The organism is Aquimarina sp. AU58 (assembly GCF_900312745.1).
GTDB classification, from domain to species: Bacteria; Bacteroidota; Bacteroidia; order Flavobacteriales; family Flavobacteriaceae; genus Aquimarina; species Aquimarina spinulae.
Map to the genome: position 1 here is coordinate 360,174 of NZ_OMPD01000008.1, position 21,859 is coordinate 382,032.

Here is a 21,859-nt window from a genome sequence, read left to right on the forward strand (position 1 = left end):
GCTTCTATTTACTTAAATTCGTTTCAATTCCTTTCAAAGAACTTTCCAAAAGCACAACATTATTCGCATTAAGTATTTTATAAGTACTTAATTCTGAGGAAGTTATAACTTCTGAACTTTTCAAATTGCGTGACGACAAATATACATTTTTATTCGACTCTGCCAACACAAACAAAGACTTTTTGTTTTCAAGCCCTAAAGACTTTAAAACTGCAGTAAAATTCTTAGTTTTTACAGTATCAAAAGTAAAGTCTTCGATCACTGTTATTGCTTTGTCATTTGCCTTAATGCTTAACGCAGATTTACGTGCTAATCTCTTTAAGTTCTTATTTAATTTAAAAGAGTAGCTACGTGGTCTAGGACCAAAAACTCTACCTCCACCTTTAAATATAGGAGACTTTATACTACCTGCTCTCGCGGTACCTGTCCCTTTTTGCTTCTTTATCTTTCTAGTACTACCTACAATTTCTGCACGCTCCTTAGCTTTATGAGTACCTTGACGTTGATTAGCCAAGTATTGCTTCACATCTAAGTATACAGCATGATCATTTGGTTCTATACCAAAAACAGCATCAGAAAGGTCTGCCTTTCTTCCTGTTTCTTTTCCGTTTATATCAATTACCGCTACTTTCATTACTTCTGAATCGTTACATAAGCGTTTTTATGTCCAGGAACACATCCTTTAACAACAAGTATATTCTTTTCGGGAACTACTTTTAACACTCTTAAGTTTTGAACTTTTACTTTTTCTCCACCCATTCTACCTGCCATTTTCATTCCTTTGAAAACTCTTGCAGGATATGATGCAGCACCAATAGAACCCGGGGCTCTTAAACGGTTATGCTGACCATGAGTTGCTTGACCAACACCACCAAAATTGTGTCTCTTTACTACCCCTTGAAAACCTTTTCCTTTTGAAGTTGCTGATACATCAACAAATTCTCCTTCGGCAAAGTGCTCAACAGTTACTGTATCTCCTAATTTGTAATCCTCCTCAAAACCTTTGAATTCGACAACTTTACGTTTAGCAACAGTTCCTGCTTTTTTAAAGTGACCTAACGCCGCTTTAGTAGCATTTTTGTCTGCTTTGTCATCGAAACCTAGCTGAACAGCTTCATAACCGTCAACTTCTTCAGTTCTGACTTGGGTAACCACACATGGTCCAGCTTCGATTACTGTACATGGAATATTCTTTCCATTTTCATCGAAGATGCTGGTCATGCCGATCTTTTTTCCTATTAACCCAGACATATTTAATTATTTATTAATGATTTACTTATTCTATATTGAAATTACTTTCAATTTTTTTATTCTTTTGCAAAAAAACAGGGTCAAAACACGTTCAACCCTGAATGTATTTCTTTGCCGTTTTTCCCTCGCATACAGCTTGGGACATTTTATCGTAAGGCACACTTACGCACCAAGGTCTATCACACTTTGATTTCAACCTCTACCCCACTTGGTAATTCCAACTTCATTAACGCATCGATCGTTTTTGAAGAAGAGCTATAAATATCCAAAAGTCTTTTATAAGAACTTAATTGAAATTGCTCTCTGGATTTTTTGTTTACGTGTGGAGAACGAAGCACCGTAAAAATTTTCTTATGTGTTGGCAAAGGAATTGGCCCAGTTACTACAGCTCCCGTACTCTTTACCGTCTTTACGATTTTCTCAGCAGATTTATCTACTAAGTTATGATCGTAAGATTTTAGTTTTATTCTGATTTTTTGACTCATTTCTGTAATAATTAAGCGTTAACTCCTTTTGCAGCTGCAATTACTTCTTCCGAGATATTAGAAGGAGTTTCAGCATAGTGAGAAAATTCCATTGTTGATGTTGCTCTACCAGATGACAATGTTCTTAATGTTGTTACATATCCAAACATTTCAGAAAGAGGAACAGTTGCTTTTACAGTTTTTGCACCAGCACGATCACCCATATCACTTACTTGTCCTCTACGACGATTAAGATCTCCTACGATATCACCCATATTTTCTTCTGGCGTAATAACTTCCAATTTCATAATCGGCTCCATAATTACGGCTTTAGCAGCTTTCGCTGAATTCTTAAAACCTAATTTAGCAGCTAATTCGAAAGATAATTGATCAGAATCCACATCGTGATAAGAACCATCTTTCAATGTTACTTTCATAGCATCAACCTCATATCCAGCTAATGGACCATTTACCATAGCCATTTTGAATCCTTTTTCAATAGAAGGGATAAATTCCTTAGGAACATTACCTCCTTTAATCGTAGACTCAAACTGAAGCCCTACTTGTCCTTCATCTGCTGGCTCAATTGTAAATACAATATCTGCAAATTTACCTCGACCTCCAGATTGCTTCTTATAAACCTCTCTATGGTCAGCTGCCTGAGTAATAGCCTCTTTGTACTCTACTTGTGGCTGACCTTGATTTACTTCAACTTTGAATTCACGTCTTAAACGGTCAACAATAATATCTAAGTGAAGCTCACCCATTCCAGAAATAATTGTCTGTCCTGAAGCTTCATCTGTTCTAACTGTAAATGTTGGATCTTCTTCTGCTAATTTAGCCAAAGACATACCTAATTTATCAACATCTGCTTTAGTCTTAGGCTCAACCGCAATACCGATTACCGGATCAGGGAAATCCATAGATTCTAAAACGATAGGATTCTTTTCATCAGACATAGTATCACCAGTCTTGATATCTTTAAATCCTACTGCTGCTCCAATATCTCCTGCTTCGATATACTCAATTGCATTTTGTTTATTAGAGTGCATTTGATAAATACGAGAAATACGTTCTTTTTTACCCGAACGGTTATTCAAGATATATGATCCCGCATCCAATCGACCAGAATACGCTCTAAAGAATGCTAAACGTCCTACAAAAGGATCTGTAGCAATTTTAAATGCTAAAGCAGCAAATGGTTCTTTTACATCTGGCTTACGTAATTCTTCCTTATCAGTATTTGGGTTTACACCTACAATACCTTCTTTATCTGTTGGAGAAGGCAAATAACGACATACAGCATCTAAAAGAAACTGTACTCCTTTATTTTTAAATGCTGATCCACAAATCATAGGAATAATAGACATATCCATTACAGCAGCTCTAAGTGCAGCATGCACTTCTTCTTCTGTAATTGAATCTTCATCTTCCATAAATTTCTCTAAAAGATTTTCATCATAAGCAGCAACTTCTTCAATAAGTTTACCTCTTAATTCTGCAGCTTCAGCCTTTAAATCTTCAGGAATCTCAATAACATCAAATGTAGAACCTTGCGTCTCATCATGCCATACAATTGCACGGTTTTTCACTAAGTCTACAATACCTTTAAAATCTGCTTCATCACCAATATTCATTACAATCGGCACAGCATTAGACCCTAACATATCCTTAACTTGTTGACAAACTGCCATAAAGTTAGATCCTTGACGATCCATTTTATTTACAAAACCAATTCTTGGTACTTTATAGTTATCAGCAAGTCTCCAGTTTGTTTCTGATTGAGGCTCTACCCCATCAACAGCACTAAATAAGAACACCAATCCATCTAATACTCTTAGAGAACGGTTTACCTCTACGGTAAAATCAACGTGACCCGGAGTATCAATTATGTTAAAATGATATCCTTTAGTATCATCTACTGGTTTACCATTTTCTGTTGGAAAATTCCACTCACATGTTGTAGCAGCAGAAGTAATCGTGATACCACGTTCTTGCTCTTGCTCCATCCAATCCATAGTAGCTGCACCATCATGCACCTCACCAATTTTATGACTCACCCCTGTATAATAAAGTATACGTTCGGTGGTTGTAGTTTTCCCTGCGTCAATATGCGCAGCAATTCCTATATTTCTAGTATATTTTAAATCTCTAGCCATTTCTTAATGATTAAAATCTAAAGTGAGAGAATGCTTTATTTGCTTCAGCCATTTTATGAGTATCTACTCTTTTCTTAACAGCAGCTCCTTCTTCTTTTTCTGCAGCTATAATTTCTGCAGCAAGTTTCTGAGCCATAGATTTCTCATTTCTTTTACGTGAAAATTGAATCAACCACTTCATAGCGGTAGATATTTTACGATCTGGTCTGATTGGATTAGGAATTTGAAAAGTAGCTCCTCCTACACGACGACTTCGCACCTCTACGTGTGGCATTACATTAGATAAAGCATCTTTCCAAATTTCTAAAGACGTTTTTTCGTCATTTTGTTTTTTCTCTTCTACGATATCAATTGCATCATAGAATATTTTGAAAGCTGTCGATTTCTTTCCATCCCACATCATCATGTTCACAAAACGTGTAACTAATTGATCGTTAAAACGTGGATCTGGCAAAATCGGTCTTTTTTTAGCCTTTCTTTTTCTCATGTCTTCTTCTTAAAGTTTTTTGATTACTTCTTAGGGCGTTTAGCACCATACTTAGATCTACGTTGTGTTCTTCCTTCTACACCTGCGGTGTCTAAAGCTCCACGAACAATGTGATATCTAACTCCTGGTAAATCTTTTACCCTTCCACCTCTAACTAATACTATCGAGTGCTCCTGGAGGTTATGACCTTCACCACCGATGTACGCATTTACTTCTTTACCATTTGTTAACCTAACACGAGCCACTTTACGCATAGCTGAATTTGGTTTTTTTGGTGTAGTAGTATAAACACGTGTACAAACACCGCGGCGTTGCGGGCACGAATCCAAAGCAGCCGATTTACTCTTCTTAGTTATTTTGGCTCTACCTTTTCTTACTAATTGTGAAATTGTTGGCATAATTTGCTTTACACTATTATTAAAAATTTAAAAAAATATCCCTTTTAAAGGGCTGCAAAGGTAGAAATATTTTCGAGCAAATCAAATCCTAAGGGATTAATTTTTATTCGTTTATATATATCACCCGAAATAAACAAGGCAGAACAGTAATGTTACCAAACAAACCACAACAAAAACCTTCTGCATTAACTTAAACAGAAGACAAACATAATACCATAATATACGATTACAACATCTTACTATATTATTAAGGTATACACCTAACTAATCATACTAACTTTGCAATAGCTACACTTTAAATTATCATAGCTTATCCTTTGTCTAAAAAAACACTTATCCAATAATAACATAAACTCCCAATACTACATCCTTATATATATCACAATCAAATTTAAACACTTAATAGACCCAAATCAAAACAACTCTTCTACACAGCACCAAGCTTTTACAACTTCTTAATCAAAAGGACGCTCCTTACATTAAGCCTAATACACAACATAAAGTATTAAATTAGTCAACCTAATCAATCCCTCCTATCTACCTAGCACACAAAAACACAACATATGATTAAAATTAGAACTCAAATCACACCTTAAACATTTAAATAAACTTTATTTAAACACATTATCATTCCCACAAACAAAAAAAAAAAAAAAACCATTACTATTTCAACAAAAAAAAAGCAAAAAAAATGCATTTTCAACAACCGTTTTAAACTTTTAATTACAAAAAGTTGTTTTATTAAGATTTTATTAAGATTTTTGGAACTGGCTAATTCAAATAAATTATAAAATGAAAACAAAGTTTAGTGGAATTTTAACGCTATTACTAGCGTTTGTTGTGCAATTTACTTTTGCACAGGAAAAAGCAATTTCAGGAACTGTAACCGATGATAAAGGGTTACCTCTTCCTGGAGTTAATGTTATTGTGAAAAATACAGCAAATGGTACTCAAACTGATTTCGATGGTAAATATACCATTCAGGCAGCTCAGGGCGCAGTACTTTCTTTCAGCTATGTCGGATTCGACACGAAAGATGTGGTGGTTGGCGACGGTAACTCAATTAATCTTCAATTATCAGCTTCAGCTTCGGAATTAGAAGAAGTTGTTATAACTGCTCAAGGGCTTAAAAGAGGGAAAAAAGCTATTGGATACGCATTACAGCAGGTAGATAGCGAAGATATTATTGAATCAGGCTCTACAAACGCAGTAGATGCATTGGTAGGAAAAGCTGCTGGTATACAAATTACCAGATCATCTGGATCTGCAGGTGGTGGTTCTAGAATACTGGTTCGTGGTGTAACCTCGTTGATTGGAAACAATCAACCTCTTATTGTTATTGATGGGGTAAGAACAAATAATGAAACCTTATCTACTGAAGGAAACACTGCGGGAACAGCACAATCTAATCGTTTAATGGACCTTAATACAGAAGATATTAAATCTTTAACAGTATTAAAAGGGGCGGCCGCTACAGCATTATATGGAACTGCTGGATCAACTGGTGTTATTGTTATCGAAACTAAAAAAGGGAATAAAGATCAGAGATTTAGTATAGATTTCACTTCCCAAACTACGATTGATCAAGTAACTTCTGTTTTTGATCTTCAAAATATATTTGCTCAAGGTTCTGGTGGAAATTATAGTGATCCATCTACAGGGGCAAGTGGTTCATGGGGACCTAGAATATCTGATTTAGAATACTCTACAGATTCTAGTCATCCAAATGCTCCAGGAGCGAGTGCTTTTGATTCTAATGGACGATATCTTTATGACCCAAATGGTTTTTTAGTTCCTCGAGGAACAGGAAATGGGCAAGCAGCTAATACTTACGACAATGTTGGTGATTTTTTCACAACAGCAGTTAGCACCCTTCACTCTCTTGGGGTTCAAGGTGGTGCAGAAAATTCATCTTACAGATTTTCAACCTCTTATCTTGATGGCGAAGGAGTAGTTCCTAATGAGCTTTATGATCGATTCACTGCATCTTTAGCAGGAGATTTACAAGCTACAGAAAAATTAAGTTTTAGCACTACATTAAATTATGCAAAATCTGATTTTCAAAGGGTTCAACAAGGATCTAACACCTCTGGGCTTCTGTTAGGATTACTAAGAACTCCTGCATCATTTGATAACTCAGGAGGCTATGGTAGAGATGCCGTTGATACTCCTGCTGCTTATATATTCTCAAATGGAAACCAAAGAAACTATCGTGGAGGTGGTGGATATGACAATCCATATTGGACAGTCAACAATACCCTTCGAGATGAAGAGGTTAATAGAGTATATGGTAGTTTCAAATTAAACTACCAAGCTCACCCATGGCTTAATGTTGGGTTTAATGTAGGTACAGATTATACAAATGACCGAAGAAAGCAAAATTTCGAAATCAATTCAAGAACGCAATCATCAGGTCAAGTAATCAAGGATGAGTTCAACACTTCTATTATTGATTCTTATTTAAATCTTACAGGATCAGGAGAAATAACTACAGATTTTACTTTAAATTATTTGGTTGGAGCCAATTTGTTTTCTTTCAAAAGGTCTAGACTAAATGTTTCAGGAACAAATTTACTTTTTCAAAACTTTTTGGATTTAAGTAATGCTACTGACGTTACCTCTTTTGAAACCCTTACCCGATATAGAACTCTTGGTGTTTTCGGACAGATAGAATTTGGATGGAAAGACGCAATATTTATTACTGCTACAGGTAGAAATGACTGGGATACTAGATTAGCAGGAACGGGAGATAATTTTGACTTAGGAAACTTAAGTTTCTTTTACCCTTCTGTTTCTTCTTCTATTGTTTTTTCAGAGTTCTTACCAGAGAATGACATTCTTACTCTAGGTAAACTAAGAGGTTCTTGGGCTCAAGTAGGAGCCCCACCTCCATTTGCATATTTAACCTCTACTTCATTTGAAGTTGATCCTATTGGAGATGGATGGGGGAATGCGAATAGCTTCCCAATTGTTGGGCAAACAGGTTTTGAATTAGATAATGTTCGAGGTAATTCTTCACTAACTCCTGAAATATCTGAAACTATTGAGGTTGGTGCTGATTTACGTTTTTTTAATGATAGATTCGGAATTGACTTCACCTATTACAAAAGAAAGACCAAGGATGCTATTCTAAATGCATCACTACCGTCATCTACTGGTTCTACCAACGTATGGCTAAATGCAGGTAAACTAACTTCTGATGGTATCGAATTAGTTGTTGATGGAACACCTGTAAGAAATGACAATTTTACCTGGAACACTCAGTTCAACTTCACGAAATCTGAAAGTGTTGTTGACGAACTTGCTCCAGGACTAGAACGTCTTTTCCTTGCAGGCTTTAACAGTGCAGGTACATACCTAGTTGCCGGTAACCCATATGGAGCTATTTTTGGAGGTGCATACTTAAGAGAAGGCGCTGGTGGCGCAAATGATGATGGCTTAAATATCCCTAGTGGTTCCGTTGTAATTAATGACGACCCTACTTCATCTGAATACGGATATCAAGCAGTAGATCCAACTCAACGATCGATTGGTAATCCAAATCCTGATTTTATTTTAGGATGGAAAAATAGCTTTAGCTATAAAAGAATTAATTTCTCATTCCTATTAGATTGGAGACAAGGTGGTGATCTTTGGAATGGAACAGCATGGGCTCTTTCTTTCTTTGGTAGATCTCAAATTACAGCAGAAACAAGACAAGAGGCTCCAGCACCAATTCAAGGAGTTTTATCTGATGGATCAGCAAATAACATTCCTGTGGTAAGAGATCAATCATACTGGCAATCTTCACTTGGTGGATTTGGAGCTGTAGGTGAACAATTTGTTCAAGATGGTGGTTGGATAAGACTTAGAGAAGTTGGTTTATCTTATAGCTTTCCTGAAAAAATGTTTGGAGGCAAATTTGTAAAAGGAGGATCAATTGGTGTAACTGGTAGAAATCTTTGGTTTACTTCTGATTATGAAGGTATCGATCCGGAAACCAGTCTAACAGGTACAGGTAATGGACAAGGCTTTGATTATTTCAATATGCCAAGTACAAAATCTGTAATTTTTAAACTATCACTTAAATTCTAAAAAATATTATGAAATCACATATTTTTAAAATACAATTTATCTTTTTATTGTGTATCGCCACAATATCTTGTGAAAATTTTTTAGATGAAAATCTAAACGTAGACCCAAACAAACCTTCTTCAGTTCCTGTTAGTGCCATGTTACCCTCTATAGGCATCAATATTGCCGATGTTACAGGAGGTGATTTCTCTAGGTTTAACTGCCTGTTAACGCAGCAAGTAGAAGGTGTTGCAAGACAATGGACATCTTTCAATAGTTATACAGGATTAACTCCTAATAGGTTTGATACTGCTTGGACTAATTTATATGAAGCAATTTTTATCGAACTAGATATTTATATAAAACAAAGTGAAGAATTAGGAGCTAATCATTATCTAGGTATTGGACAAATACTTCAGGCTTACTCATTAATGTTAGCCACCGATGTTTGGGGAGATATACCATATACCGAAGCAGGTCAAGGTCTTGACAACACTTCTCCTGTATATGATGATCAAGCTACAGTAATATACCCTGCGATTTTCTCCTTACTTCAAAGCGGTATTGAGAACCTAGGGAAAAACGATGGAGGTTTTGCTGTTGAAGGAGATGTTTTTTATGGTGGTGATACTGCATTATGGATAAAAGCTGCAAGAGCAATAAGAGCAAGAGCACATTTACACCAAGATAATTATGCTGATGCTTTAACAGATGCTCAAGCATCTTTCACATCAAGAAGTGATAATTTAAGATTTACTTATGAAGCAACCAAACCTGGTCAATGGCATAGGTTTAATGATGGAAGAACAGGTGATATTGAATTTCACCCATTCATGAGTGGCTTAATGACAGCACTTAATGACACTGATAGATTAGCTATTTTTTCTGAAACATTTGTTACTGGTCATTCTTATTTGATTGATGCCTTTGGACAGGATTTAATTTCATATAGAGAAATTAAATTCATAGAAGCTGAATGTTTACTAAGAACAGGAGGAAGTGACGCTGCAATTTCTACAGCTTATTTAGCAGGTATAGAAGCATCATTTGAAGAAGTAGGCCTTACAAATGCACAATATACCACCTACATCGGCAATGCCACTGTTAACCCTGGCGTAGGAAGTATTGCATTAGATCCTCATGTTTATACTCAAAAATATATTGGGCTTTTTGTTCAACCAGAAGTATACAACGACTATAGAAGGACCGGATTCCCTAATTTAACACCAACTTCGGGAACACAAGTTCCTGTGAGATGGAATTATAGTAGTGATGAGTTATTGTTTAACACAAATACTCCTGGTCCAAGTGAAGCTGATTTATATAAACCAAGAGTTGATTGGAATCTATAAAACTTTTAATTTTCCAAATTAGAAATTGGATCACAACCAAAAGTAGACATAGCATTAATTTTCAATAGCTTACTACTACATAAAAACAAAAAAACCTGTAATTTACTTTACAGGTTTTTTTTTGTTTTTAATGTCTTATCCCATTATAAAGTAGCAATAAACTATTGCTAATATCTGGCCTCTTTAGATTGTAATTATATTTTTTTTAATAGTGAAAAGTTGTTTTATTAAGATATTATGATGATTTTTGGAGCTGGCTAATTCAAATAAATTGTAAAATGAGAACAAAGTTTAGTGGAATTCTAACGCTTTTACTAGCGTTTGTCGTGCAATTCACTTTTGCACAAGAAAAAACGATTTCAGGAACTGTAACCGATGATAAAGGGTTACCTCTTCCTGGAGTTAATGTTGTTGTAAAAAATACAGCAAGTGGTACTCAAACCGATTTTGATGGAAACTATACCATCCAAACAAATCGAGGTGCTGTACTTTCCTTTAGTTATGTTGGATTTAATCCTAAAGATGTAATAATTGGAGATAGTAACACTATCAACATTCAATTGGTTACCTCTGCTTCTGAATTAGAAGAAGTAGTAATCACCGGACAAGGTTCTGGTATAGCTAAAAGAAAATTATCTACTACTGTAGATTTTTTAACAGCTGATCAAGTAGACAAATTGCCTTCTAATCAAATAGATCAATTATTACAGTCTACTACGCCTAGTGCACAAATAAGGTTAAGTTCTGGTCAACCTGGTACAGCAGCTATCATAAGAACAAGGGGAGCTATTTCTGCTTCAACTTCGGCAACACCTGTAGTTATTGTTGACGGTATTCGTGTAGATAATTTAAATTCGAACCCTCAGTTAGGTATTGGAACAGGAGGTGCTGCGATTTCTGCATTAGCAGATATCCCTGTAGAATCTATAGAAAAAATAGAATATATTAAGGGAGGTGCAGCAACAACTTTATATGGTGCTGATGCGGCAAATGGTATCATCCAAATTATTACTAAGAAAGGTACTTCTGGTAAAACAAGATTTATGTTCGAAACTAAAGTTGGAGCGATCAAAGCGACTGAAGACTTTCTTAAATATAAAAGAACAGGTGAGGCTTTATTTGAACCTGGTCTTGCTATAGAATATAAAATAGGAGTTAATGGAGGTAATGAAAAAGTTACTTATAACTTTTCAGGTAGTTTATATGCAGATGACTCTTTCAATAGATTAAATGAACAAGTAAGAAGAAACCTTTCTTTTGGTCTTGGTGCACAAGTTACTGATAGATTAAAATATCAAGGGTCTTTCTCTTATGTTGGTTTTGAATCTAACCTGGATTACAATGCAAATACTAGTTTTTCTAGATTTTCGGCTTTTGAAGGTGCTGGACGTGGAAACCTAGATGAATTGACAGAAGCAGAATGGCAAGATGAATTAAATCGTTCTAATAACATTGGAGCTCAAGTAGACATAAATAGTACTGTAAATCGTTTTACAAACTCTAACAAATTTACTTACGATTTTACAGATAGTTTTCAAGCAAATGCAATTATAGGTGTTGATTCTAGAACACAGACACAACAAGAGGTTGGATCTAATGCACTTCAAATCGCTCAAGGGTCGATTAACCCTGGTACAACTGATCAAGCATACTTAAACCGACTAGTGAGACACGCTTTTACAGTTACTGGTGATCTTAATTTTACGCACAGAGCAAATTTAGAAAACTTCTCATTTGTAACTGTTTTTGGAGGACAATTTTTTAGATCAACAGACAGACAGTATAATACAGGAGGCTCAGGTGGAGTTGATGGTACTACTGATTTAGGTTTTTTTCCAACTCAAACAACGGATGATTTTATTTTAGAAAATGCTAATTATGGAGTGTACTTTTTAGAAAATATTGGGATTTATGATGTAGCCTTTCTTGAATTTGGTGGTCGACTAGATCAAAATACTCAAGCGGGTAAAAATACAGATCCTTTATTCTTACCTAAAATCGGTATTACCTATAATATTTCTGATCATGATTTTTATTATGACAGTGGTATAAAAGATATTTTATCTACTGTGAAGTTAAGAGCGAACTATGGTGAAGCCACAAATTTTGCACGAGCGTTTTCACAAGATAAAACCTTTAATCTTAATCCATTTTTAGGAGCTCCATCTTTTATCTTTAACAATCCTGGAAATGATGATTTAATTTCTGAAACTGTTATTACCACAGAATATGGTATCGAATTAGGATTGTTTAATGACAGAATTAATCTAAGTGGTACAAGATATGTTGCGACAACAGAAGATGCATTATTTACTCCTGGACAGCCACCAACTAGTGGTCAATTTAATCAAATCCAAAATATTGGTGAAATTAAAAATGAGGGATGGGAACTTGCCTTGAGTGCTGATGTTATTAGAAGCGAAAAGCACACTTTAAACGTTAACTTTTCTTACAACACCAACGAAAACACTGTAGTTAGTACTGGTGGTGCTCCTGCATTTAATGTTGGTGGATTTACTGTTATCGGATCTTGGGTAGAAGAAGGAGAAAGCCTTGGATATCTTAGAGGTACTTCTGCTGCTCCTAATGGAGATGGCACATATACATTTACTCCAAATAGTCCTCTAGGAGATACATTTGCTCCTTATTTTGGATCATTTGGAATAAACTATACATGGGATAAATTAAATTTCTTCATGACTGGAGATTATCAATTTGGAGGAAAGATTGTTGATTTAAGCTTTTTACTAAGACATTTAAGAGGAGCTGATGATACTGGAATTCCTGAAGATCTTGTAGGAACGACTAGTCCTTTTAATTATGTTAATTATTTTACTTATGATAATGATTTTGTAAAAATTAGAAATATAGGAATCAATTATTCTTTAGGAGATAAGTTGGGAATATTTGAAAATGTAATTATTGGATTTACAGTAACGAATCCTTTCAACTGGACTGCTGGTGATTTTGATCCAGAGACTACAGGTTCAGGTATTAATCTTCAGAATGGGTTTAGTAGTGGAGGATTTGCTTATGGTACAGAATCTGCACCAAGAACTTATATGACCTCTCTTAAATTCCAGTTTTAAGAATAAATTTAAAATATATTAAAAATGAAAAAAATATTTTTATACACCTTAACAATTGTTCTTTTAATAGGATGTACAGATGATCTAAAAGATGCAACTGATTTCACTTCTGTAGAGAACCCGAATCTTTCTGAGGCATCTATTATAGGTAAACCTAACTCTTCATCAATATGGCTTGAAGGGATTGAAAGAGACCTATCAATTACTTTAAATGAAATATTAATACTAGCAGAACTTGGTTCTGATAATTATGTAAATACTCAAACTTTTTTTAGTCAATTTTTGGATGGTCTTGAAATAAGAATTGATGATCCAGATATGAGAGATACACAATTTAGAATAGCTAGAGTTCGTGAAGCTGCTAAATTTGGGCTAGAATCTGTTGGTCCTAATGATTCAGAATATAATACTGAAACAGAAGCTGAGTATAACTTTTTTGAAGGAATGTCGTATTTATATGCAGGGATGTACTTCTCTAATCTTCCGCAGGAAGAGCTAGGACCTACATTTACTTCGGTTCAGAATCTGACAAGTGCTATAACTTCATTTGATCTTGCAATAGGCCTTAATCCTAAAGCAGAGTATTATCTTGCAAAAGCAAGGGCTAATTATTATTTAGGAAATAAAGCAGAGGCTGTACAAGCGGCAAATGATGCTTTAGGACTTAGTACTAATTTTCTAAGATCTGCACGATATGATGAATTAAATGGTCCTTCAAATAGATTAGAAGATGCATTTTATGAAAGAGCTACTTTTGATGATTTTCAACCGTTACCATCTTTAGATTTTCTTGATCCAAAATATTCTTTTGTTGATGCAAATCAAGATGCTTCTGTACATTATTTAAAAGCGGAAGAAGCATATTTAATTATAGCAGAATCTAATCTTGCAGACAATAATGTGGGAGCAGCTCAAACTAATTTAGAAGATTTATTAACTTTGGTGGCTACTAGAGAAGTAAGAACTATAGATGATTCTATTGAAGGAAGAACTCAACAAAGTCCTGGATCTAGACCAGATAAAGCTACTGTTGTGGTTAATTCAAGACCAGGTTTAGTTCTAGATCGTCAGGCTGGTAATGTAATGGTACCTTCTGTATCTGGTACTTCTTTAGTACAAACAGATATTGATGCTATGACTGGTGGAGACACTTCACTAGAATTACTATATAGAACTAGACAAGAAATTTTTATTGCAGAAGGACTTCGTTTTGCAGATATGGGAGTTAAATTGGTTATTCATGAAAATGAAATCTTACAAAACTCAAATATTTCAGAAGGAGATCCTGGTACTGTATCAGTTATTCCATCGTTTATAAATTCTAATATTGCAAATTTAGATGCATTTACTTATGATGACGGAACTGGTGTTGTAACTACCGCGATAGATCTTAATTCTATTTTGGTTGCAAACAAAACTTCTAATGAGGTTTTACCTTTTCATTAATTGTGATCTAGTATTATATTTGTAATACCAATTATTACTTTTTTAAGGGAATTACAAACAATAATAAATCCAATTAAAAGCAAAAATGTTAAAAGAGAGGCTACATACTATATGTAGCCTCTTTTTTGTATACAATTCCTAAAACTCATTTCTATTATACTATCTTTGGCCTCAATAAATAAGCTACAAATAATTAGGGTAATGCTAATCTACCGTTATGACAGATACGGCCTTACTATATAATACTATATACAGATGAAAAACGATTCCTTAGTTTTTGGTATCAGAGCAATTATAGAAGCCATAACGTCTGGCAAAACCATTGATAAGCTTTTTATCCAAAAAGGATTACATGGTGACCTGGCTAAAGAATTAATGAGCCTTGTAAGGAAACAGAATATTACTATTAACTATGTTCCTGTAGAAAAATTGAACAGATTAACCCGTAGCAATCATCAAGGTGCTGTTGCTTACACCTCTCCTATCGATTTTTATGATCTCGAAAATCTTGTTATGAATGTTATTGAATCTGGAGAAACTCCTTTATTTCTTATTCTAGATCAACTTTCTGATGTTCGTAATTTTGGAGCTATTATCAGAACTGCAGAATGCACAGGTGTACATGGCATTATCATTCAGAAAAAAGGAGGAGCACCGGTTAATGCAGATACTGTAAAAACTTCTGCTGGTGCTGTATTCAAAATCCCTATATGTAAAGTAGATCATATAAAAGATGCCATGTTTTATTTACAAGGTTCAGGTGTTCAGATAGTTGCTGCTACAGAAAAAGCCGACACCGCTATTTATGATACAAATCTAACTATTCCTACCGCCATCATTATGGGCAGTGAAGGTAAAGGTATTTCTCAATCTGTATTAAAGCTGGTAGATCAACAAGCTAAACTACCAATGTATGGAGATATTGCCTCATTAAACGTATCTGTAGCCTGTGGTGTGTTTTTATATGAAATCATAAGGCAAAGGCTATAATATTGATTATTCTTCTTCAGGCTTATCTGTATTAGGTCTATATTCGTATATAACGCTAATCTCCTCATCCAAATCTTTCTGAGGTAGGTTTTCGATAAAATTACCATTATCATCAAAATGCTTTAGAAACTCATCTTCTTCAGGATCATAATGTTCGGACTCCCAGATATATTTTTTTGGTTGCACTACTCCTTTTTTGATAAAAAAAGCTAACACAACCCCAGATAATATCCCCGATAAATGTCCTTCCCATGAGATTTTAGGATCTATAGGCAATACATACATTACCATGCTTCCGTAAATAAAAACCACAACAAAGGATAATGCAATTAATCTAAAGTGTTTTGCAAAAATCCCTTTAAAAAACAAAAAACCAAAAAGCATATAAATTACACCACTTGCTCCAATATGATTTGCTGGCCGACCCAATAACCAAGTTAAAAAACCCGTAAGAAAAACTCCTATACATAATACTTTCCAAGCATTATTTTGATAGAAAAAGAAGAGTGCAGCCGATAAAATCAATAACGGTAACGTATTATGCCACAAATGGGTAATATCGGCATGGATAAAAGGAGAGAATAGTATTCCTCTTAACCCAATCACTGTTCTAGGAAGTACCCCAAAATGATTAAAACTTAAGTCAAAACGAATTTCAAACCAAAAAACTATCCAAATAAGTAATACAAACAACAATGGATACCCTACTACTCCTGTATTAAACTTAAAATGAGTCTCTTTTTCTTGCATAGTAGTAAGAATATATCAAAAAAAAGTCCAAAACAAAAAGTTCGGTTAAAATGTCAGGTGTATCCTATATTTTATTCTAAGTCTGTAGATTTATAATAATTATCACCATCTACAGGAAATGCTTTTTTCGAAAACATATCTTCTATTATTCGGTTGGTTAATGGAGCAATACCTGTTTTAATCCCTTCTACTTTTATAGGGTATGTCATATTAGAAGAATGATTATACCCTAAACAATGTCCAAACTCATGCGCAGTAATATGTCCCGTTTTCTTAGTTAAATAATCCCTTAAGATATGTTCTGCAACACCAAACGTGCTACCTCCTCCTAAACCAGAGACATTTACAACTTTTCCGCATTTCAAAAACTCCTTATTGATTAGTTTTTGATAAAGCTCTTTTTTCTCTTCACTAGTCATAACGATGGCACCATCATTTTTAATTAAGTGTTCTTTTAGGAAACCTTCTTCAAAAGCTTCTGAAGCAAAGATATAACCCAGATTAATTATCATACCAGAAAATCTCCTTATATCCTTAGCACTAATATCATCACTCCAATTGTTATCAGGGTTATTATTTTCATCAAAATCATGATATCTAATATCCCATTTCAATTTAGAAAGTGTTTTTAACTTTTTGACAAGTTCGCTTTCTCCCATAAAATCAAACGTTACTTTATCTGCTAAAATCCCTTCTGTACTATAATCAGATAAATCTACCATGACTCCATTTACATTGATAAACTGAGTTTCTTCACTAAGAAAAGAATATTTAATTTCCTGCTTTGCATGTGCCCTTATCTTATTAATTTTAAATAGCTTAATCTTAGATCCTACCCCTTCTATATCTGCAATAATAAAAACATTTTCAATATCAACTGGAGCAAAATTAGCAACTTCAATAGTAAAAGCATCAATTGGTTTTACCCTTATTATCTTACCGATTTCATATCGTCTTGTTTCCGAAGTCATTAATTCCTGATCCTCACCATCCCGAAACATTAATTTAGAATTGGCATCGGTATCAAAAGAATACTCTCTAACTGCAAATTCGGTATTTTCTGCCTCGCTGGAGTTATCATCGTTACTACAAGAAATTAATATGAGCATACTCATTAACAACAAAATATTCTTGCATGTATATATATATTTCATTTTTTTGGCTGTTTGTTAGTACGTGTATTGAGCTAATAACTTAACCCTACCCAGCTTATTGTCTGGTAAGAGTAAATTATTCTGTTTTTAAAAAATATATACGACTCTATTACATTCTAATATTTGAGCTCAAAATTCTATAAAAGCTTGTATTTTTACACTTATGAATAAACCACTTGCAGAACGAATACGTCCAAAATCCTTAGAACAGTACCTTAGTCAGGAACACCTGATTGGTGATGATGGTTCTCTTACCCAGCAAATCAAAAGAGGGCTTATCCCCTCTTTAATACTTTGGGGTCCCCCCGGAGTGGGAAAAACGACATTAGCTAATATTATCGCTAACGAATCAGAAAGACCTTTCTACACTCTTAGTGCTATTAATAGTGGTGTTAAAGAAGTAAGAGAAGTAATTGATAAGGCTAAACAAAGTGGAGGTTTGTTTACTGCCAAAAACCCTATCTTATTTATTGATGAAATTCATCGTTTTAGCAAATCACAACAAGATTCTTTATTAGGTGCAGTAGAGAAAGGATGGATTACCCTTATTGGGGCTACTACAGAAAATCCAAGTTTTGAAGTCATACCTGCACTCTTATCTCGTTGCCAGGTGTATACACTTAATCCTTTTGGCAAAAAAGAATTAGAAGCATTACTCAATAGAGCCATGCAAGAAGATGAGCATTTAAAATCTAAAGAAATAGTACTTAAGGAGACAGAATCTCTACTAAGGCTAAGTGGCGGAGATGCTCGTAAGCTTTTAAATATTTTCGAATTAGTTGTTTCTAGTCAGGATCAGGAACCCATTACAATTACTAATGATCTGGTTTCAAAATTAGTACAACAAAATACGGTGCGATATGACAAAACTGGAGAGCAGCACTATGATATCATCTCTGCTTTTATTAAATCTATCAGGGGAAGCGATCCTAATGCTGCTGTATATTGGCTTGCACGTATGATTGAAGGCGGTGAAGATCTTAAATTCATTGCCCGAAGGCTAATTATACTAGCTTCTGAAGATATCGGAAACGCTAATCCAACTGCCTTGATTTTAGCAAATAATTCTTTCCAGGCCGTTAATACTATTGGTTATCCCGAAGCTAGAATTATATTAAGTCAATGCACGGTTTATCTAGCTTCTTCACCTAAAAGTAATGCATCTTATATGGCTATAAATAAAGCCCAGCAATTGGTAAAACAAACAGGGGATTTATCTATTCCTTTACATATAAGAAATGCTCCTACCAAATTAATGAAAGAATTAGGGTATGGTGAAGACTACAAATATGCTCATAATCATAAAGACAATTTTGTAAAACAAGAATTTCTTCCTGATGATATTGCCAACACAAAATTATATGATCCGGGAAATAACCAGCGTGAAAACTCATTTAGAACATTTCTTAAATCAAGATGGGGAGATAAATACGAGTATTAACCCTTCTTTTATCCCCCCATTGTATAATTTCTCCTTTTTAAAAAAGGAATGATCAAATTTTATTGTCTTGCAAAAGTATCTGTAATAAGCTTATTGGTTGCTGGATTAATACGCTCTAATATAAAATTTCCATACCCATCAAAATATCCATTACCACTTAAATCTCCCGCCTGAACTATATAATTTTTTCCGCTTCCTGATTTAAAAATTTTCCCTATCGAGTTTTGCTTTTCTTCATTTTTAAATATCTCATATCCATAATCTTGTTTTTTAAACAAGAAACTTACATCATTAAAAAGGTATGTAATCGAATTTCCTGATGGAGATGAAGCCTCTACGACTTCTTTAGTTTGTATAGGCTCTTCTTTTTTAACAATCTTTTCTTCTTTATCACCGCTATATGTATAGTTAAGTGCCTCTACCGATATAAAAGCATTTCTAAGTGCTTCATGATATCCCTTCTTATACTCTTTTTCCCTACTCTTTCCTTCTGCCGATGTAAATACTACACTACCATTACAATCTGTTAGCTCAAATACTAGCCTTGTTAAAAACATACCGGGTTTTCTTTTTATATTAGCTCTTAGTGCCTTACAGCCATTAGCCCTAAGATCCTCTGGAAAATTTTCTTCTTTTAAATAGGCTTCAAATCCATACTTAGTCAATAAAAATTTAGTAAGTGAATTAAGCTGATACTTATCCTCTCCTTTTAAAAAATTATAGCTCTTGGGCACTATAACATACTTATACTCATTGATATTTTTTTGAGCATTTACACTTAACGTAGAAATTAAAACAATCCCTAAAAACAAAATACGTAACATATCTATCTCATTATGAAATTAAAACCTAGTTGTACAGAAGTACCTCTTGCTTTTGCAAGATTAGTATATTCTAATAAATTATTACCCGAAATATAAAAATTAATTTTATTAATATGAATAGATGCAAGAAATCCTATATTATAATATGAATAATCATCAATAGTATACGTAAGTTTTGTTCTTAAAAAATTAAAAAAACGTTTATAATAAAACAAGGAAGCTGCATATTGAGGTCTTTTGGGTCTAAATTGGGTAAATAACTGTACTCCTATAGCATCCATGTATGGAGGTTTTTCTCCCTCAAGATAACAATCACAAGTACCATCATCATATCGGTTAAAAGAATATCTAACAGAACTGTTTAATTTTAAAGGACGCATAGTTATATAAGTTGTACTTAATGTATCAAGTGGTACAGCTTCTTCTAGTTCATCTAAAAAATTCTGAGCATCCTGACCAGAAAACTGAATTGGTGTTTCAAATCCTTCAAAAACATAATTACCTCGTGCTCGATAGGTTTCTACATCTTTAGTATATAATATCATCCCTAAATCATTTGCACTTCCTGTAATAGCAAGCTGTTCATTTATTTTATGAGTAAACCCTATATCTACACCAAGCCCCAGGTTCCCTCCCAAAAAAGCTCTTTCTATTAGCTTATTAACGATATCTTTTCCTTCTTTATCTTTAAGAGAAGCATATCCAGATGTTCTTACAGTAACATCTGCATTACTAATTATATGTTGATAAACATTATTTCCTTCTGGGGTTTCTACAGTAGTAAAAGTTCCTTTGTTTTTAGCACTACGAATATGAAACATACTAGAATATAATTTGGCTCTGGCTCCAAAAGTTAACTTCTTATTTATCTTCTTTGTGTATCCAAAATGAAATGTAGTTAACAATTCTACAGATCCATTTATAGTAGAAAAACGAAACGGTTGATTAAGAAAATCCCGATTACCTTGATAAGCAAGAACCACAAAGTCTTTCGGAAAATATCCTATAACATCTAATTCCTGATAGATTCCTCCAGAGAAATATATATTTTTATTTTTTTTGCTTTCCCATCCAAAACTAATAAGTTCTAATTGCTGTGTTAGGGTTAAATAATCATTGCTTGTAAGTGTATTAAGTGTATTTTCTATTTTATCATTAATATCCCTTCCATCATCTGCAAAAACATCATAGATAGAGGCTCCTCTTAACCCTGCATTTACATGAAACTGTGATAAAAAAGGTACTCCTGCATGGTAATCAAAATTTATATCAGCTCCAGGGTTAAGAAGCAATGACTGAGGAAGGTCTGTGAAATCGTATAAGGTTTCTTTATTTTGAGAATATCCCAAGCATCCCCACAGACCTATAAAGAATATAACAATTCTCATAGCTCGTAATTAAAAAAGTAAGTTCCTTTGGATCGTAATTCAAGAATCCCCCGTAAGCTACTATTAATATTTTGTACTCGCATTGAAGAAATAAGTCGTGTAGCATCTCTCAAAACATCAATATCTGCAGTATCGAGAATAATAACTTCTGTCGTAACAATGGGATTTGTGCCTTCTCCGTTTCCAGAATTGGCAGTCATACTATATAAAGGGCCAATTCGCTGATCATTATCGTTTAAAAACCCAAAATCAAAATCAAAATCGCGCTCTATAGTATTGGTAAACTCAAAAGTCAATTCTACTCTTTCTAAATTATCCACTACAAAATCGGTTCCTAAAAGGTCATAGTCTAAAGTATCATTTACGATTACCTCGGGAATAACAATAGCAGGATCTATATTAGAATCTACAAATTGACTTGTATCAAATCGGGAATACACAAAATCTACCTCATAGACCGGGGTAAGTACAACGTCTTCTGCTTGCTCAAAATTTACATCTTTTACACAAGAAATTGATGATATTAGTATGCATATACCACATAGCAATACATATACTTTTTTTGTTTTCATTTTGTAGGGAATTATAAAAAGTTAAGACGAGTTCTTAAATT

At 34.1% G+C, this 21,859-nt stretch carries 17 protein-coding genes; 6 read left to right on the plus strand and 11 right to left on the minus strand.

The genetic code is table 11. The annotated features are described in order from the left end of the window. Positions 1-4 precede the first annotated feature (4 nt). From rplD to rpsL, 6 genes are all read right to left on the minus strand, one after another. Positions 5-634: a 50S ribosomal protein L4 gene (rplD, locus tag DK441_RS06065; protein ID WP_025666448.1), complete on the minus strand. Its 630-nt coding sequence runs from the start codon at positions 632-634 to the stop codon at positions 5-7. Next, positions 634-1,251: a 50S ribosomal protein L3 gene (gene rplC, locus DK441_RS06070; RefSeq protein ID WP_074408996.1), complete on the minus strand. Its 618-nt coding sequence runs from the start codon at positions 1,249-1,251 to the stop codon at positions 634-636. The genes rplD and rplC overlap by 1 nt, the downstream gene beginning before the upstream one ends. Positions 1,252-1,430: 179 nt before the next feature. Then, complete coding sequence (gene rpsJ / locus DK441_RS06075) at positions 1,431-1,736, minus strand: 30S ribosomal protein S10 (protein WP_010181931.1); 306 nt, start codon at positions 1,734-1,736, stop codon at positions 1,431-1,433. Between the two features lie 11 nt (positions 1,737-1,747). Further along, on the minus strand, positions 1,748-3,874 hold the full coding sequence (gene fusA, locus DK441_RS06080) for an elongation factor G (RefSeq protein ID WP_109097918.1): 2,127 nt from the start codon (positions 3,872-3,874) through the stop codon (positions 1,748-1,750). Positions 3,875-3,884: 10 nt separating this feature from the next. Continuing rightward, positions 3,885-4,361: a 30S ribosomal protein S7 gene (gene rpsG, locus DK441_RS06085; protein WP_024770882.1), complete on the minus strand. Its 477-nt coding sequence runs from the start codon at positions 4,359-4,361 to the stop codon at positions 3,885-3,887. Between the two features lie 23 nt (positions 4,362-4,384). Next, on the minus strand, positions 4,385-4,759 hold the full coding sequence (gene rpsL, locus DK441_RS06090; RefSeq protein WP_024770883.1) for a 30S ribosomal protein S12: 375 nt from the start codon (positions 4,757-4,759) through the stop codon (positions 4,385-4,387). A 792-nt stretch (positions 4,760-5,551) separates the two neighbouring features. Between rpsL and DK441_RS06095 the strand changes: the two genes are divergently transcribed. The 5 genes from DK441_RS06095 (at position 5,552) to rlmB (ending at position 15,689) form a co-directional block, all read left to right on the plus strand. Continuing rightward, complete coding sequence (locus tag DK441_RS06095; RefSeq protein ID WP_109097919.1) at positions 5,552-8,833, plus strand: SusC/RagA family TonB-linked outer membrane protein; 3,282 nt, start codon at positions 5,552-5,554, stop codon at positions 8,831-8,833. Positions 8,834-8,841: 8 nt separating this feature from the next. Next, a complete protein-coding gene (locus DK441_RS06100) occupies positions 8,842-10,164 on the plus strand; it encodes a SusD/RagB family nutrient-binding outer membrane lipoprotein (RefSeq protein WP_109097920.1) in 1,323 nt (440 codons plus the stop codon). A 278-nt stretch (positions 10,165-10,442) separates the two neighbouring features. Further along, on the plus strand, positions 10,443-13,253 hold the full coding sequence (locus DK441_RS06105; protein WP_109097921.1) for a TonB-dependent receptor domain-containing protein: 2,811 nt from the start codon (positions 10,443-10,445) through the stop codon (positions 13,251-13,253). 24 nt (positions 13,254-13,277) lie between these two features. Then, positions 13,278-14,699, plus strand: coding sequence for a hypothetical protein (locus DK441_RS06110; protein ID WP_109097922.1), 1,422 nt, complete (start codon positions 13,278-13,280; stop codon positions 14,697-14,699). A 255-nt stretch (positions 14,700-14,954) separates the two neighbouring features. After that, on the plus strand, positions 14,955-15,689 hold the full coding sequence (gene rlmB / locus DK441_RS06115; protein WP_109097923.1) for a 23S rRNA (guanosine(2251)-2'-O)-methyltransferase RlmB: 735 nt from the start codon (positions 14,955-14,957) through the stop codon (positions 15,687-15,689). A gap of 6 nt (positions 15,690-15,695) precedes the next feature. Here the strand turns inward: rlmB and DK441_RS06120 are convergent, their stop codons facing one another. Together DK441_RS06120 and DK441_RS06125 are read right to left on the minus strand one after the other, a co-directional pair. Then, complete coding sequence (locus DK441_RS06120) at positions 15,696-16,439, minus strand: rhomboid family intramembrane serine protease (RefSeq protein WP_109097924.1); 744 nt, start codon at positions 16,437-16,439, stop codon at positions 15,696-15,698. Positions 16,440-16,510: 71 nt separating this feature from the next. Beyond that, positions 16,511-17,593, minus strand: a complete 1,083-nt coding sequence (locus tag DK441_RS06125; protein ID WP_160111967.1) for a hypothetical protein — start codon at positions 17,591-17,593, stop codon at positions 16,511-16,513. A gap of 163 nt (positions 17,594-17,756) precedes the next feature. Here DK441_RS06125 and DK441_RS06130 point away from each other — a divergent pair, with 163 nt between their 5' ends. Then, complete coding sequence (locus DK441_RS06130; protein ID WP_109097926.1) at positions 17,757-19,034, plus strand: replication-associated recombination protein A; 1,278 nt, start codon at positions 17,757-17,759, stop codon at positions 19,032-19,034. Positions 19,035-19,093: 59 nt separating this feature from the next. Here DK441_RS06130 and DK441_RS06135 read toward each other — a convergent pair whose 3' ends face one another. From DK441_RS06135 to DK441_RS06145, 3 genes are read right to left on the minus strand one after another with little or no spacing between them, the layout of a single operon-like run. After that, positions 19,094-19,858 carry a hypothetical protein gene (locus DK441_RS06135; protein ID WP_109097927.1) on the minus strand — a complete coding sequence of 255 codons (765 nt, stop codon included), beginning with the start codon at positions 19,856-19,858 and terminating at the stop codon, positions 19,094-19,096. A 2-nt stretch (positions 19,859-19,860) separates the two neighbouring features. Next, entirely contained in the window at positions 19,861-21,246 is a 1,386-nt protein-coding gene (locus DK441_RS06140) for a DUF5723 family protein (protein WP_109097928.1), read from the minus strand. Then, complete coding sequence (locus tag DK441_RS06145) at positions 21,243-21,818, minus strand: hypothetical protein (protein ID WP_109097929.1); 576 nt, start codon at positions 21,816-21,818, stop codon at positions 21,243-21,245. The genes DK441_RS06140 and DK441_RS06145 overlap by 4 nt, the downstream gene beginning before the upstream one ends. Positions 21,819-21,859 lie beyond the last annotated feature (41 nt).

Excerpts from the sequence above, each read along its gene's own strand:
- rplD (WP_025666448.1), bottom strand. The coding sequence starts at position 634 with ATGAAAGTAGCGGTAATTGATATAAACGGAAAAGAAACAGGAAGAAAG.
- rplC (WP_074408996.1), bottom strand. The coding sequence starts at position 1,251 with ATGTCTGGGTTAATAGGAAAAAAGATCGGCATGACCAGCATCTTCGAT.
- rpsJ (WP_010181931.1), bottom strand. The coding sequence starts at position 1,736 with ATGAGTCAAAAAATCAGAATAAAACTAAAATCTTACGATCATAACTTA.
- fusA (WP_109097918.1), bottom strand. The coding sequence starts at position 3,874 with ATGGCTAGAGATTTAAAATATACTAGAAATATAGGAATTGCTGCGCAT.
- rpsG (WP_024770882.1), bottom strand. The coding sequence starts at position 4,361 with ATGAGAAAAAGAAAGGCTAAAAAAAGACCGATTTTGCCAGATCCACGT.
- rpsL (WP_024770883.1), bottom strand. The coding sequence starts at position 4,759 with ATGCCAACAATTTCACAATTAGTAAGAAAAGGTAGAGCCAAAATAACT.
- DK441_RS06095 (WP_109097919.1), top strand. The coding sequence starts at position 5,552 with ATGAAAACAAAGTTTAGTGGAATTTTAACGCTATTACTAGCGTTTGTT.
- DK441_RS06100 (WP_109097920.1), top strand. The coding sequence starts at position 8,842 with ATGAAATCACATATTTTTAAAATACAATTTATCTTTTTATTGTGTATC.
- DK441_RS06105 (WP_109097921.1), top strand. The coding sequence starts at position 10,443 with ATGAGAACAAAGTTTAGTGGAATTCTAACGCTTTTACTAGCGTTTGTC.
- DK441_RS06110 (WP_109097922.1), top strand. The coding sequence starts at position 13,278 with ATGAAAAAAATATTTTTATACACCTTAACAATTGTTCTTTTAATAGGA.
- rlmB (WP_109097923.1), top strand. The coding sequence starts at position 14,955 with ATGAAAAACGATTCCTTAGTTTTTGGTATCAGAGCAATTATAGAAGCC.
- DK441_RS06120 (WP_109097924.1), bottom strand. The coding sequence starts at position 16,439 with ATGCAAGAAAAAGAGACTCATTTTAAGTTTAATACAGGAGTAGTAGGG.
- DK441_RS06125 (WP_160111967.1), bottom strand. The coding sequence starts at position 17,593 with ATGAAATATATATATACATGCAAGAATATTTTGTTGTTAATGAGTATG.
- DK441_RS06130 (WP_109097926.1), top strand. The coding sequence starts at position 17,757 with ATGAATAAACCACTTGCAGAACGAATACGTCCAAAATCCTTAGAACAG.
- DK441_RS06135 (WP_109097927.1), bottom strand. The coding sequence starts at position 19,858 with ATGTTACGTATTTTGTTTTTAGGGATTGTTTTAATTTCTACGTTAAGT.
- DK441_RS06140 (WP_109097928.1), bottom strand. The coding sequence starts at position 21,246 with ATGAGAATTGTTATATTCTTTATAGGTCTGTGGGGATGCTTGGGATAT.
- DK441_RS06145 (WP_109097929.1), bottom strand. The coding sequence starts at position 21,818 with ATGAAAACAAAAAAAGTATATGTATTGCTATGTGGTATATGCATACTA.